Annotated in this window: 15 protein-coding genes; 9 read left to right on the top strand and 6 right to left on the bottom strand. The window is 74.4% G+C overall.

The features are described from left to right. Nucleotides 1-17: 17 nt before the first annotated feature. The 3 genes from ACTMS2_RS12005 to ACTMS2_RS11995 are packed head-to-tail and all read right to left on the bottom strand — an operon-like array spanning nucleotide 18 to nucleotide 1,183. Complete coding sequence (locus ACTMS2_RS12005; protein WP_089001662.1) at nucleotides 18-452, bottom strand: PLD nuclease N-terminal domain-containing protein; 435 nt, start codon at nucleotides 450-452, stop codon at nucleotides 18-20. A 27-nt stretch (nucleotides 453-479) separates the two neighbouring features. Beyond that, the gene (locus ACTMS2_RS12000; RefSeq protein ID WP_441175444.1) at nucleotides 480-848 is read right to left on the bottom strand and encodes a DUF202 domain-containing protein; all 369 of its coding nucleotides are present in this window, start codon (nucleotides 846-848) and stop codon (nucleotides 480-482) included. Next, nucleotides 845-1,183, bottom strand: coding sequence for a YidH family protein (locus ACTMS2_RS11995; protein ID WP_441175497.1), 339 nt, complete (start codon nucleotides 1,181-1,183; stop codon nucleotides 845-847). The genes ACTMS2_RS12000 and ACTMS2_RS11995 overlap by 4 nt, the downstream gene beginning before the upstream one ends. 79 nt (nucleotides 1,184-1,262) lie before the next feature. Here ACTMS2_RS11995 and ACTMS2_RS11990 point away from each other — a divergent pair, with 79 nt between their 5' ends. Beyond that, entirely contained in the window at nucleotides 1,263-2,060 is a 798-nt protein-coding gene (locus tag ACTMS2_RS11990) for a GNAT family N-acetyltransferase (protein WP_441175443.1), read from the top strand. 2 nt (nucleotides 2,061-2,062) lie between these two features. Further along, entirely contained in the window at nucleotides 2,063-2,470 is a 408-nt protein-coding gene (locus tag ACTMS2_RS11985; protein ID WP_441175442.1) for a hypothetical protein, read from the top strand. Here ACTMS2_RS11985 and ACTMS2_RS11980 read toward each other — a convergent pair. After that, on the bottom strand, nucleotides 2,458-2,709 hold the full coding sequence (locus ACTMS2_RS11980) for a hypothetical protein (RefSeq protein ID WP_441175441.1): 252 nt from the start codon (nucleotides 2,707-2,709) through the stop codon (nucleotides 2,458-2,460). The two genes, ACTMS2_RS11985 and ACTMS2_RS11980, sit on opposite strands and share 13 nt — an antisense overlap. Nucleotides 2,710-2,927: 218 nt before the next feature. Here ACTMS2_RS11980 and ACTMS2_RS11975 point away from each other — a divergent pair, with 218 nt between their 5' ends. The 3 genes from ACTMS2_RS11975 to ACTMS2_RS11965 all read left to right on the top strand — a co-directional run bounded on the left by ACTMS2_RS11975 (nucleotide 2,928) and on the right by ACTMS2_RS11965 (nucleotide 7,562). After that, nucleotides 2,928-3,707 carry an electron transfer flavoprotein subunit beta/FixA family protein gene (locus tag ACTMS2_RS11975; protein ID WP_089001656.1) on the top strand — a complete coding sequence of 260 codons (780 nt, stop codon included), beginning with the start codon at nucleotides 2,928-2,930 and terminating at the stop codon, nucleotides 3,705-3,707. Nucleotides 3,708-3,718: 11 nt separating this feature from the next. Further along, a complete protein-coding gene (locus ACTMS2_RS11970; protein ID WP_441175440.1) occupies nucleotides 3,719-4,678 on the top strand; it encodes an electron transfer flavoprotein subunit alpha/FixB family protein in 960 nt (319 codons plus the stop codon). Between the two features lie 175 nt (nucleotides 4,679-4,853). Next, entirely contained in the window at nucleotides 4,854-7,562 is a 2,709-nt protein-coding gene (locus ACTMS2_RS11965; protein ID WP_441175439.1) for an HAD-IC family P-type ATPase, read from the top strand. A gap of 70 nt (nucleotides 7,563-7,632) precedes the next feature. Here ACTMS2_RS11965 and ACTMS2_RS11960 read toward each other — a convergent pair whose 3' ends face one another. Together ACTMS2_RS11960 and ACTMS2_RS11955 are read right to left on the bottom strand one after the other, a co-directional pair. Next, nucleotides 7,633-8,430 carry an anti-sigma factor gene (locus ACTMS2_RS11960; RefSeq protein WP_441175438.1) on the bottom strand — a complete coding sequence of 266 codons (798 nt, stop codon included), beginning with the start codon at nucleotides 8,428-8,430 and terminating at the stop codon, nucleotides 7,633-7,635. Continuing rightward, nucleotides 8,384-8,986 carry an RNA polymerase sigma factor gene (locus ACTMS2_RS11955; RefSeq protein ID WP_441175437.1) on the bottom strand — a complete coding sequence of 201 codons (603 nt, stop codon included), beginning with the start codon at nucleotides 8,984-8,986 and terminating at the stop codon, nucleotides 8,384-8,386. Before ACTMS2_RS11955 ends, ACTMS2_RS11960 begins: the two co-directional genes overlap by 47 nt. Before the next feature lie 230 nt (nucleotides 8,987-9,216). Between ACTMS2_RS11955 and ACTMS2_RS11950 the strand changes: the two genes are divergently transcribed. From ACTMS2_RS11950 to mnmA, 4 genes are all read left to right on the top strand, one after another. Beyond that, nucleotides 9,217-10,047, top strand: coding sequence for a DUF4397 domain-containing protein (locus ACTMS2_RS11950; RefSeq protein WP_101414491.1), 831 nt, complete (start codon nucleotides 9,217-9,219; stop codon nucleotides 10,045-10,047). Further along, nucleotides 10,044-10,709 carry a class F sortase gene (locus ACTMS2_RS11945; RefSeq protein WP_441175436.1) on the top strand — a complete coding sequence of 222 codons (666 nt, stop codon included), beginning with the start codon at nucleotides 10,044-10,046 and terminating at the stop codon, nucleotides 10,707-10,709. Before ACTMS2_RS11950 ends, ACTMS2_RS11945 begins: the two co-directional genes overlap by 4 nt. Nucleotides 10,710-10,872: 163 nt before the next feature. Continuing rightward, entirely contained in the window at nucleotides 10,873-12,048 is a 1,176-nt protein-coding gene (locus ACTMS2_RS11940; RefSeq protein WP_441175435.1) for a cysteine desulfurase family protein, read from the top strand. 148 nt (nucleotides 12,049-12,196) lie between these two features. Next, nucleotides 12,197-13,270, top strand: coding sequence for a tRNA 2-thiouridine(34) synthase MnmA (mnmA, locus tag ACTMS2_RS11935; RefSeq protein ID WP_441175434.1), 1,074 nt, complete (start codon nucleotides 12,197-12,199; stop codon nucleotides 13,268-13,270). Nucleotides 13,271-13,281: the final 11 nt, after the last annotated feature.

Here is a 13,281-nt window from a genome sequence, read left to right as displayed (position 1 = left end):
CGGCGACGGCGCGGGGCTCAGGCGCCGGGGGTGGAACCCTCGGGGCGGTCCTCCTCGCGCGGCGGCTCGCCGTCGCGGCGGCGCATCTCGTCCTCGCGGCGGCGCAGGTCCTCCTCCCAGCGGCGGAACAGCTCCCCGTCCTCCTGCCGGGAGCGCTCGCCGAGGGAGCGGAGGAACTCGGGGTCGTCGTCGGGGGCGACCGGGCGGGGCCGCTCCCGGGGCGGCAGGAGCCGACCCTTCGGCGCTCCGCCGGCGGGTCGCCCGGCGACGCGCTCGCGCCCCGCGGCGAACCAGGCGAGGGAGCCGAGCAGCGGGAAGAACAGGATGATCAGCACCCAGGCGATCCGGGGCAGGGCTTTGATCTCGCCCTCCTCGGCGGAGAGGCAGCTGATCAGCGCGCAGACGGCGAGGACGATCTGCACGACGAAGAGGAGGACGTAGAGCCGGGCCATGGGTCAATCATGGCGCACCGACTCCCGTCAACCCAGTCCGCGCGCCGCCAGCAGGGTGCCGAGCAGCGCGAAGCCGGCCGTGGCGAGGGCGATCAGGGGTAGCGAGCGCCCGTAGCCGGGGGCCGGGCCCGTGCCGGTGGCCCGCCGCCAGCAGACCGTCAGCGCCGCGCCCCAGCCCAGCACGGCGGCCCCGGCGACGAGCGCGCCGAACGCCCCGCCGGCGGGCGGTCCGGTGAGCGCGAGCCGCACGGTCAGCACCATGATCACGGTGAGCGCCAGGGCCGTACGCCGCCAGGCCAGCCTTGTTCGCTCGGGTTGCAGCCCGGGGTCGCGCGCCGGCCGGTCCCGCCCCGGCGGCTGCGCCCCGTGGCCGCCGGCTCCGCCGGGCCGGTTCACCGGCCACCGACCGCCCGGGCCAGTACCGCCGCCACCAGCAGCAACGCGCCGAGGCCGACGGCGAGCACCGCCGGGAAGCGTGAGGCGGGCAGTTCCTCGCCGAGGCGGATGGCCCGCTCCGTACGCGCCCAGTGGTCGACCGCGCGCACCGCCACCGTGCCGCCGAGCAGCAGCAGCGCGATGGCGATCACCTCCCGCAGGTGCGCCGGCGGCAGGAACTGCGCGGCGGCCAGGCCGCCCGCGACCAGCGCCAGCCCGGTACGCAGCCAGGCCAGGAACGTCCGCTCGTTGGCCAGCGAGAAGCGGTAGTCGGGGGTGCTGCCCACCGCCCGCATCTCGCGCGGGTCGAACCACCGCCTGATCGCCTGCCACACGTGACCATTATCCGTTTCCGGCCGGCCGTAGCCTCGAGGGATGACCGATCTTGACGCCCGCACGCTGCGCGACGCCTACGACGCCCAGATCCGCCCGGAGATTCCGGATCCGCTGCCGGCCGGGGTCGTCGTGGAACGGGACGGCCCGCTGGTCCGCGTCCTCGGCCTCGACCAGCGCGGCTTCCTCACGTACCGGACGCTGGACGGGCTCGCCGGGGCCGAGCTGGACGCGTTGATCGCCCGGCAGGTGGAGTTCTTCCGCCGGCGCGGCGAGGCGGTGGAGTGGAAGCTCAACGGGCACGACCAGCCGGCCGACCTGCCCGATCGGCTGCGCGCCGCCGGGTTCGTCGCGGAGGCGGAGGAGACCGTCGTGGTCGGTCCGGTCGCGGCGCTGGCCGCCGCCGTGCCCGTGCTGCCCGAGGGGGTACGCCTGCGCGAGGTCAGTGCCCGGGAGGACCTGGAGCGGATTGCCGCGATGGAGGAGGCGGTCTGGCACGACGACCGCAGCCACCTGGTGACCGGCCTGGCGAGGGAGATCGAGGCCGACCCGCAGTCCATCACGGTCGTCGTCGCCGAGGCGGACGACACGGTGGTCAGCGCCGGCTGGGTCCGTTACCAGGCGAACACCGGCTTCGCGACCCTCTGGGGCGGCTCGACCCTGCCGCAGTGGCGGCGGCGGGGCGTCTACCGGGCGCTGGTCGCGTACCGGGCGCGCCTGGCCGAGCAGCGTGGCAGGACGCTGCTCCAGGTGGACTGCTCGCCGGAGAGCCGGTCGATCCTCCAGCGGCTCGGTCTCGTCCCGGTCACGACCACCACCCCGTACGTCTACACTCCGTGATCATGGAGCAGCGGTTGACGGCCGAGGAACGGCTGACCCTCAAGACGGGCGCGTTCGGGGCGGTGTTCCTGGTGGCCAACGCGGACCCGGGGATGCTCGCCCTGTTCCGGGAGAGCTTCGCCGCCTCCGGTGCGATGGCCGACAGCAGCGGGGTGGTCAAGGAGGCGCTGACCAGCGGTCCGCTGCCGCAGCTGCCCCGGGACTCGGCCCTGGAGATCGAGGCGGTGGTGTTGCCGGCGCTGGGCCGCTCGGTGCGGATCCTGCGGGAGAAGTCGCCCCGGGACGTGGCCGGCTACCGCGAGGTGGTGCTCTCGGCGGCCGAGCGGGTGGCCGGTGCGCACCGGGGGGTCGCCCCGGCCGAGGCGGCGGCCATCGAGCGGATCAGGGACGCGTTGGATCAGCCGGCGTGAGCCGCGCCGGCGTCCCGGTGCGGGCGGCCGCCGTGGTCGCCCCCGGGCCCGAGGGGCGCGTCGGGGTGGGTGGTCTCGCCGTGGGCGGCGCATCGGGTCGGCGACCAGAGCGCCCGGACGGTGGCCCGCACGCACCGGTCGCGCAGCCGGCCGCAGGCGCACCGGTACGCCTCGGGTCGGGTCCGGCGACAGCGGTGTCGCGGGGCGTCGGCGCGGCCGGCGCTGGTGTTTTCTGACATTTCGCGACACCTCCCGATTCGTCAGATTACCCGCCCGCATGGCCGTCGGTGAGCTGTGTCACCCTGAGGTCGCCGGGGGCAGATGCTACTGGCAGGTAACATTGCGCCGTGGGCAACTGCACAGCACCGCGCGGTTGACCGGCGTCAACGGAAGCGCGAGGCTGCGCCCCAGACCGGGCGAGCGATCGCAACACCAACAGGAGGGTCGTCGAAGCGCGATGAACATCGTCGTACTCGTCAAGCAGGTGCCCGATTCGGGCGCGGACCGCAACCTGCGCAGTGACGACAACACCGTCGACCGCGGTTCGGCGAACAACGTCATCAACGAGATGGACGAGTACGCCATCGAGGAGGCGTTGAAGATCAAGGAGGCCCACGGGGGCGAGGTGACCGTCCTGACCATGGGTCCGGACCGGGCGACCGAGTCGATCCGCAAGGCGCTCTCCATGGGCCCGGACAAGGCCGTGCACGTCGTGGACGACGCCCTGCACGGCTCCTGCGCCGTGGCCACCTCGAAGGTGCTCGCCGCCGCCCTCGGTCAGCTCAACGCCGATCTGGTGCTCTGCGGCAGCGAGTCGACCGACGGCCGGGTGCAGGTCATGCCGCACATGCTCGCCGAGCGGCTGGGCGTCGCGGCGCTCACCGGCGCCCGCAAGCTCACGGTCGACGGCTCCACGCTGACCGTCGAGCGGCAGACCGAGGAGGGCTACGAGGTGGTCACCGCCACCACCCCCGCCGTGGTCTCCGTCTGGGACACCATCAACGAGCCGCGCTACCCGTCCTTCAAGGGCATCATGGCCGCCAAGAAGAAGCCGGTGCAGACGCTCTCCCTGGGTGACCTCGGGGTCGCCCCGGCCGAGGTGGGCTTCGAGGGCGCGACCAGCGCCGTGCTGGAGCACAGCAAGCGGCCGCCGCGCTCCGGCGGCGCGAAGATCACCGACGAGGGCGACGGCGGCGTGAAGCTGGTCGAGTTCCTCGCCACCGAGAAGTTCGTGTGAGAGGTCTGGACATGTCTGAGGTTCTCGTCGTCGTCGAAGCCACCCGGGAATTCGGCGTCAAGAAGGTCACCCTGGAGATGCTCACCCTCGCCCGCGAGCTGGGCACCCCGAGCGCGGTCGTGCTCGGCGGCCCCGGCGCCGCGGAGGCGCTGAGCGCCAAGCTGGGCGAGTACGGCGCGGAGAAGATCTACGCGGCCGAGAGCGAGGAGATCGACGGCTACCTGGTGGCCCCCAAGGCGACCGTGGTGGCCGAGCTGGTCTCGCGGGTGCAGCCGGCCGCCGTGCTGCTCGCCTCCTCCCAGGAGGGCAAGGAGATCGCCGCCCGGCTGGCCGTCAAGCTGGACAACGGCATCCTGACCGACGTGGTGGGCCTGGCCGCCGACGGCACCGCCACCCAGGTGGCCTTCGCCGGCTCCACCATCGTCAAGTCCAAGGTCACCCGCGGCCTGCCGCTGGTCACCGTCCGGCCCAACTCGGTCAACCCGACCCCGGCGGCGGCCAGCCCGGCCGTCGAGCAGCTCACCGTCGCGGTCGCCGACACCGACAAGCTGGCCAGGGTCGTCGACCGGGTGGCCGAGCAGAAGGGCTCCCGCCCGGAGCTCACCGAGGCCGGCGTGGTCGTCTCCGGCGGTCGGGGCGTCGGCAACGCCGACAACTTCAAGCTGGTCGAGGAGCTGGCCGACCTGCTCGGCGGCGCCGTGGGCGCGTCCCGCGCGGCCGTCGACTCCGGCTACTACCCGCACCAGTTCCAGGTGGGACAGACCGGCAAGACGGTCTCCCCGCAGCTCTACGTCGCTCTCGGCATCTCGGGCGCCATCCAGCACCGGGCCGGCATGCAGACCTCGAAGACCATCGTCGCGGTCAACAAGGACGGCGAGGCGCCGATCTTCGAGCTGGCCGACTTCGGCGTGGTGGGCGACCTGTTCAAGATCGTCCCGCAGGCCGCGGACGAGATCCGCAAGCGCAAGTGAGCTGACGTCCGCCCGGGCGCGGGCCGGGAACCGCGACGCGGTTCCCGGCCCGCGCCTTTTTCCGCAGGCGGCGCCCCGGAACGACCGGCGGGGCCCCGCGCCGGCCTGCGACCATGGAGACGCTCCACCCGGAGTGCCCAGCGCGGCCGTCCCCGTGTCGAACAGGAGTGTGCCGATGCCGGCCAGGACGCCCGAGGGCGATCACCACGCGCTCGCCGTGCCCGAGGTCGTGCTGCTGCTCGGCACGGACACCGAGCACGGGCTGACCGACGAGGAAGCGGCGGCGCGGCTCCAGCGGTACGGGCCCAACGTACTGCCCAGCGCGGCCGAGGGCGGGGCGCTGCGCCGGCTGCTGCGGCAGTTCCACAACCCGCTGATCTACGTGCTGGTCGCCGCCGGTGTGGTCACCCTGCTGCTCGCCGAGTACGTCGACTCGGCGGTGATCTTCGGGGTGGTGCTCGTCAACGCCGTCGTCGGCTTCCTCCAGGAGTCCCGCGCGGAGGCGGCCCTCGACGCGCTGCGGGCGATGGTGCGTACGCAGGCCCGGGTGCTGCGCGCCGGCCGGCAACGCCACGTGCCGTCCGACGACGTGGTCCCCGGGGACGTGGTGCTCGTGGAGGCGGGGGAGAAGGTCCCCGCCGACCTGCGGCTCGTACGCGCCGCCGAGCTGCGCGCCGACGAGTCGGCGCTGACCGGCGAGTCGCTGCCCGTCCGCAAGGACGAGCTGGTGGTGCCGGCCGACGCGCCGGTGGCCGACCGCCGCAACCTGCTGCACTCCGGCACCCTGCTCACCGGCGGCACGGCGGTCGGCGTCGCGGTGGCCACCGGGGCGGAGACGGAGCTGGGCCGCATCCACCGCCTGGTCGGCGGCGCGCAGGTGCTGGACACGCCGCTGACGGTGAAGCTCGCCCGGTTCAGCCGGCTGCTCACCGTGGCGATCCTGCTCCTCGCAGCGCTGACCTTCGGCATTGGCCTGGTGCGGGGGCAGGACGCCGGGGAGACGTTCACCGCCGCCGTGGCGCTCGCCGTGGGCGCGATCCCGGAGGGGCTGCCCGCCGCCGTGACGATCACCCTGGCGATCGGCGTGTCCCGGATGGCCCGCCGCCGGGCGGTGATCCGGCGGCTGCCGGCGGTGGAGACGCTGGGCAGCACCACGGTGATCTGCACCGACAAGACCGGCACCCTCACCGAGAACCAGATGACCGTCCAGGTGCTCTGGACCCCGCAGGGCCGCTACGAGGTCGGCGGGACCGGCTACGAGCCCACCGGCGAGATCCGGGACCCGGCGGGCGGTCCGGCCCCGACCGGGGAGGGCCCGCTGCGCTGGTCACTGCTTGCCGGCGTGGGCTGCAACGACGCCCGCCTCGACGAGCAGGACGGTCGCTGGGCCGTGCTCGGCGACCCCACCGAGGGCGCGATGCTCGTGGCGGGCGCCAAGGTGGGGCTGCACGCCCACGAGGTCGCCGCCGAGCTGCCCCGGGTGGCCGCCGTCCCGTTCACCTCGGAACGGCAGTTCATGGCGACCCTGCACGAGCGTCCCGAGGGCGGGCGGGTGGTGCTCGTCAAGGGGGCGGTGGAGCGGGTGGTCGAATGGTCCGGGTCGGCCCTGCGCCCCGACGGCTCGACGGGACCGCTCGACGCCCCGGCCGTGCTGGCCGCCGCCCACGAGCTGGCCGGCGAGGGCCTGCGGGTGCTCGCCACCGCGATGCGGCCGGTCGGCCCGACGGACGGGCTCGTCGAGGAGGAACTGGCCGGCACGCTGGTCTTCACCGGGCTGCACGCGATGCTCGACCCGCCCCGGGCCGCCGCGGCGGCGGCCGTGACGTCCTGCCACCGCGCCGGGATCGACGTGAAGATGATCACCGGGGACCACCTCGCCACCGCCACCGCCATCGCGCGCCGGATCGGGCTGCTGCGGGCCGAGCCCGGCCCGGGCGACGTGCTGACCGGCGCCGACCTGGCGGCGCTGCCCGCCGGGGAGCTGCCCGCGGCCGTACGGGGGGCGTCGGTGTTCGCCCGGGTCTCGCCCGAGCAGAAGCTGCGGCTGGTGGAGGCGTTGCAGGCCGACGGCCAGGTGGTCGCGATGACCGGCGACGGGGTCAACGACGCCCCCGCGCTGCGCGCGGCCAACATCGGGGTGGCGATGGGCCGCAGCGGCACCGAGGTGGCCAAGGAGGCCGCCGACGTCGTGCTCATCGACGACGACTTCGCGACCATCGAGGCGTCCGTCTCGGAGGGGCGGGGCGTCTTCGCCAACCTGACGAAGTTCATCACCTGGACACTGCCCACCAACACGGCGGAGGGACTGGTCATCCTCGTCGCCATCGTGCTCGGCTCGGCGCTGCCGATCCTGCCGAGCCAGATCCTCTGGATCAACATGACCACGGCGGTGTTCCTCGGCCTGACGCTCGCCTTCGAGCCGAAGGAACCCGGGATCATGGACCGGCCGCCCCGCGATCCCGGTCAGCCCCTGCTGACCGTCGCACTGGTGGTCCGGGTGCTGCTGGTCTCCGCGCTGCTGGTGGTGGGCGCCTGGTGGCTGTTCGAGTGGGAGCGTGCCGGCGGGGCCGACCTGGCGCAGGCGCGGACCGCGGCGGTGAACCTCTTCGTCACCGTGATGGCGTTCTACCTGTTCAGCTGCCGCTCCCTGACCCGCTCGCCGTGGCGCCTGGGCCTGTTCAGCAACCGCTGGCTGATCGCCGGGGTGCTCGTGCAGGCCCTCGGCCAGCTCGCCCTGACCTACCTGCCGGTGATGAACGACCTGTTCCGTACGGCGCCCATCGACGGGCAGGCGTGGCTGCGGATCCTGGGCATCGCCGTCGTGGCTTCGGCCGTCGTCGCGCTCGACAAGCGGTTCGGCCGGTTCGGCCGCCGCCTCGGCTGACCTGCGGAGGTGGCGGCCGGGCCGCGATGGGAGCTGATCGGCGGGCCGGGGAGCTGAGCCGGCCCGCCGATCAGCCCGTCAGAGTGCCCCTCAACAGGCTCTTGCCGGAGTGGGCGGTGTTGTTGTCGTACGCCTCGGCGGAGACGTCGACAACCGAGTATGCCTCAAGGTCCACGTTCGGTGGCAGCGGCAGCAGTTCGTCCGTCGCGTCGCCGAGCACACCGACCGAGAACATCTCCATGTTCCGCGGGTTGATGAGCCATACCTCGTAGTACCCCGGGACGTCCGGGAGATTCGCCAGGTGCAGGTGCAGTCGGCCGTTGTCGAACACCCGGGCCTCGCCGCTGGCGTCCGGCGGCGTCTCGCCGTACGCCTCCAGGGGCGCGCTGGCCAGCACCACCTGCGGTGGGGCGGGCTCCGGCGCCGGCCCGCTCCCGTCGATCGCGACGAGGGTGCCGACGACGCCGACCACGGCGGCGGCCGTCGCGGTCGCGGCGGTCGTGGCCCAGCGCGACCACCGGCCCCGCCGCCGGGCCGGGGCGAGGACCACGCCGCCCGCCCCGTCGGCGTCGCCCGGCCGGTCGGTCGGGGGGCGCTCGTCGGCGGACCGCTCGGCGCGGGGCCCGGGCAGCGCCGGCAGGGCCTCCGCCGCGCGGATCTCCGCGACGATGCCCTGCCAGACGTGCTCCGGCGGATCGGGCAGGTCGTGCAGGCCCTGGGCGTCGGCGCCGAGGCCGGCGACGTGTTGGAGGGTGTCCATCTCGGCCCGGCAGGGCGCGCAGGTGTCGAGGTGGGTGGTCTCCGTGGCGTCCGCCTCGGTCTCACCGAGCGCCAGGAAGACCAGCCGGTCGTGGTCCAGGTGCGGCACCGTCCACCTCCCATCTGCGTTTCAAGCTCGCCATGCCGCGGCGGATGTGGCTCTTGACCGTGCCGAGGGGCACCCCGGTCACCGTCGCTATCTGCTGGTGGGTGAGGTCGTCGAAGAACGCCAACTCCAGCATGCGCCGCTGGTCGTCGGGCAGTCGGGCCAGCTCGTCGGCGACCACCAGCCGGTCGACCACGGTGTCCGGATCCGGCCCCGGACGCGCCGGCTCCGGCAGTTGCCGGACCGTCTCGACCACCCGGGTCTCGCGGGCCGAGGCCCGCAGCCGGTCGATCACCTTGCGGCGGGCGATGCCGAGCAGCCAGCCGACCAGCGAGCCCTTGCCGGGGTCGAAGGTGTCCCGCGCCAGCCAGGCGGCGACGAAGGTGGTCTGGGTCACGTCCTCGGCGTCGCTGCGGTTGGCCAGGGTGCTGGTGGCCAGGTGCAGGACGGCCCGGCCGTACCGGTCGTACGCCTGCCGGAGCGCCAGTTCGTCGCCCGCGCGGAAACGCGTGGCCAGGTCGTCCTCGGGTGGGTCCGGCTCCTGCCGTGCCGCTGTCACAGGGCGGCTCGCCTTCCAGGGGGCATGCCCGACTGTAACTCCCACAGTCATCGCCCCACCTTTCCGGTCGGTCTGGTGTCGGTAGCTCTTCGCTCCGGAGGCGGCCGGTGGATGCGGATCCGGCGGACGAAAAGAAGTTGCTCCCGGGCGCATCCGGCGGCGGTGGGCCGGGCGTAACTCGTTTTGCACACCAGGCCTGACGAATCAGCATTAACTACCAGGAGGCAGACATGCAGCTCTCGTACTTCCGTCGGGTCGCCGCGGGCGGCGCGGTCGCCGCGCTGACGTTCGCCGGAGCCGGCGCCCTCACCGCCACCCCCGCGTACGCCGCCTCGTCCAAGGTCTCCGTCGTGCACGGCATCCCGGACACCCCGGTCGACGTGTACGTCAACGGCGAGAAGACGCTGGACAACTTCAAGCCCGGCGACGTGGCCGGCCCGCTGAACCTGGAGGAGGGCGCGTACGACATCGCCCTCACCAAGCCCGGCGAGCCGATCGCCCAGGCCATCCTCAGCGTCGACGACGCCGCGGTGCCGGGCGGCGCCAACATCAGCATCGCCGCCCACCTCGACGCGGCCGGCAAGCCGAAGATCACGCCGTTCGTCAACGACACCGGCAAGGTCGCCGCCGGCAAGGCCCGGCTGATCGTCCGGCACACCGCGGCCGCGCCGGCGGTGGACGTGCGCGCCGGCGGCACCCCGGTCTTCGAGGACCTCACCAACCCGAACGAGGCCAAGGGCGACGTCGACGCGGGTGCCGTCAAGGCCGACGTGGTGCTCGCCGGCACCGACACCGTGGCGATCGGGCCGGCGGACCTCGACCTCAAGGAGGGCACCGCGACGATCGTGTACGCGATCGGCTCGGCCGACGCGAAGAACCTCGGCGTCGTGGCGCAGACCATCACCGGCCTGCACTCGGCCCCGGCCGGGGTGCCCAGCGGCGACGGCGGCCAGGCCGGCACCGGCGTGGACACCTGGTGGTACGTGCTGACCGGCGCAGGCGCGCTGCTGTTGATCGGCGGCGGGGCGCGGGTGGCCACCGCCCGGACCGGTCGCAGGTGACGGTGCGTCACCGCGCGGCGCTGGCGGCCATGGCCGCCGGCGTCGCCGCGCTCACCGTCGCGACCCTCGTCGCCTGCGGCTCCCGGCCGGCCGAGGACGTCGGCGCCGACGAGGCGGCGGCCCTGGCCAGCCCCACGCCGGCCCCGTCGGTCACCACCGGCGACGCCGCCTCGGTCCCGGTCACCACGGGGGAACTGCCGGCCGGTACGAGGGTCGTCCCGCCGGTACGGCTGGAGATCCCCGCGATCGACGTCACCGCCACGGTGAACGCGGTCGGCATCAACGCGCGCACCAACGAGTTCGAGGTGCCGCCCAGCGTCGACCAGATCGGCTGGTACCGGTACGGGCCGGGCCTGGAGACCGACGCCGGCTCGGTGGTCGTCGCCGGCCACGTGGACAGCGCCACGCAGGGCAAGGGCGCCTTCTACCGCCTGCGCGAGCTCGACGAGGGCGACACCCTCACCGCGACCGGCAGCGACGGCGAGGCCCGGCGGTACCGGGTCGTCGCCCGGGAGGAGTACGACAAGACCAGGATCCCGCTGGACCGGTACTTCGCCCGCGACGGCAAGCCACGGCTGACCCTGATCACCTGCGGTGGGCCGTTCGACGCGAAGGCCCGCAAGTACCGCGACAACATCGTCGTCACGGCGGTGCCCGCCTGACAGGTCGCACGGCGGTGCCTCCGACACGGCCGGGCCGCGCACCGGGCAGGCCCGGCACCGGGCGGGGAGGACCGCACTCCCCGCCCGGTGCCGGCATCCGTGGCCGTCGCACGGGGCCCTCCGGCATCCGGGCCGCCACGAACCGGTCGTAGGCTGAACGGCGATGGCTTACCTGGATCACGCGGCGACCACTCCGATGCTCGACGAGGCACTGGAGGCGTACGTCGCCACCGCCCGCGAGGTCGGCAACGCGTCCTCACTGCACGCGGCGGGCCGCCGTGCCCGGCGACGGGTGGAGGAGTCGCGGGAACGGGTGGCCGCCGCGCTGGGCGCCCGCCCCTCCGAGGTCGTCTTCACCGGCGGCGGCACCGAGAGCGACAACCTCGCGGTGAAGGGCATCTTCTGGTCCCGCCGCGCCGCCGACGCGCGGCGCGACCGGGTGGTCTCCAGCGCCGTCGAGCACCACGCCGTGCTCGACGCGGTGGACTGGCTCGTCGAGCACGAGGACGCCGGCGTGGGCTGGCTCACCGTCGACGCCGCCGGCCGGCTCAGCCCCGACGAGCTGCGCGCCGAGCTGGCCGCGCACGGCGACCGGGTCGCCGTGGTGACCGCGATGTGGGCCAACAACGAGGTCGGCACCGTGCAGCCGGTCGCCGAGCTGGCCGCCGTCGCCGCCGAGCACGGGGTGCCGTTCCACACCGACGCCATCCAGGCGGTCGGGCAGGTGCCGGTCGACTTCGCCGCCGCCGGGGTCGCCGCGCTGACCGTCACCGGGCACAAGCTCGGCGGGCCCACCGGGGTGGGCGCCCTGCTGCTGGCCCGCGACGTGTCGGCCACCCCGCTGCTGCACGGCGGCGGCCAGGAACGCGACGTACGCTCCGGCACCCTCGACACCGCCGGCATCGTGGCCTTCGCGGTCGCCGTGGAGGCGGCGGTCAAGGGCCAGCAGGAGTACGCGGCCCGCGTCGCCGCGCTCCGCGACGACCTGGTGGAGCGGGTCCGGCACGCGGTGCCCGAGGTGGTCTTCAACGGCGACCCGACCGACCGGCTGCCGGGCAACGCGCACTTCTCCTTCCCCGGCTGCGAGGGCGACGCCCTGCTGCTCCTGCTGGACGCGCGGGGCATCGCCTGCTCGACGGGTTCCGCCTGCTCCGCCGGGGTGGCCCAGCCGTCGCACGTGCTGATCGCCATGGGCGCCGACGACGACCGCGCCCGCTCCTCACTGCGCTTCACCCTCGGCCACACCAGTACGGCGGCCGACGTGGACGCGCTGATCGCCGCCCTCCCGGCCGCCGTCGACCGCGCCCGCCGCGCCGCCGCCCTCCGCACGCCCCGCTGACCTCGCCGCGAGGCGGTCGATCCATGCGGTCGTGGCGCCCGGAGCGTGGTCTCCGGCGGCATTCGTGCCCCGCCACGACTGCTCGATCGCCGGTGGCTGGACGGGTCGGGGATGGGGATAGGGTCGGTGGGGTGAAGGGAGTGAGCCGGTGAGGGTCTTGGCGGCGATGTCGGGCGGGGTGGACTCGGCGGTCGCGGCGGCGCGGGCCGTCGAGGCGGGGCACGACGTGACCGGCGTGCACCTGGCGCTGGCCCGCAACCCGCAGACCTACCGCACCGGTGCGCGCGGCTGCTGCACCCTGGAGGACTCCCGGGACGCCCGGCGGGCCGCCGACGTCATCGGCATCCCGTTCTACGTCTGGGACATGGCCGACCGCTTCCACTCCGACGTGGTGGACGACTTTGTCGCCGAGTACGCGGCCGGCCGTACGCCCAACCCCTGCCTGCGCTGCAACGAGAAGATCAAGTTCGCCGCGGTGCTGGATCGGGCCGTGGCCCTGGGCTTCGACGCCGTGGTCACCGGCCACCACGCCCGGCTCGGCGTGGACGGCCTGCTGCGTCGCAGCGTCGACCTGCCCAAGGACCAGTCGTACGTGCTGGCGGTGCTCACCCGCGAGCAGCTGGACCGGTCGGTGTTCCCGCTCGGCGACTCGACGAAGGCGCAGGTGCGCGAGGAGGCGGCCCGGCGCGGGCTGGCGGTGGCCGACAAGCCGGACTCCCACGACATCTGCTTCATCGCCGACGGGGACACCCGCGGCTTCCTCGCCGAGCGTCTCGGCGAGGCGCCCGGCGAGGTGGTGGACGCCGCCACCGGCGCCGTGGTGGGCAGCCACAGCGGCGCGTACGCGTACACGGTCGGGCAGCGGCGCGGGCTGCACCTGGACCGGCCGGCGCCGGACGGCCGGCCGCGGTACGTGCTGTCCATCACGCCGAAGACCAACACCGTGACGGTCGGCCCGGCCGAGGCGCTGGAGGTCTCCCGGGTGTGCGCGGAGCGCCCCGTGTGGACGGGCGGCCCGCGCCCCGACGCGCCGCTGGAGTGCGAGGTGCAGTTGCGGGCGCACGGGGACGTGGTGCCGGCGACGGTCGAGCTGACCGCCGACGGTCTGCGCGCCGAGCTGCGCCGCCCCGTGCGGGGGGTCGCCGCCGGCCAGGCGATCGTGGCGTACCGGCCGGACCCGGCCGGCGACGTCGTGCTCGGCTCCGCCACCATCGCCGGCTGACGCCCGACCGG

Origin of the sequence: Micromonospora sp. SD12 (assembly GCF_052068495.1) — a bacterium.
Lineage (GTDB): Bacteria > Actinomycetota > Actinomycetes > Mycobacteriales > Micromonosporaceae > Micromonospora > Micromonospora echinofusca.
Note: the sequence above shows the minus strand (reverse complement) of the source record. Positions and strands in the feature narration are given on the sequence as shown.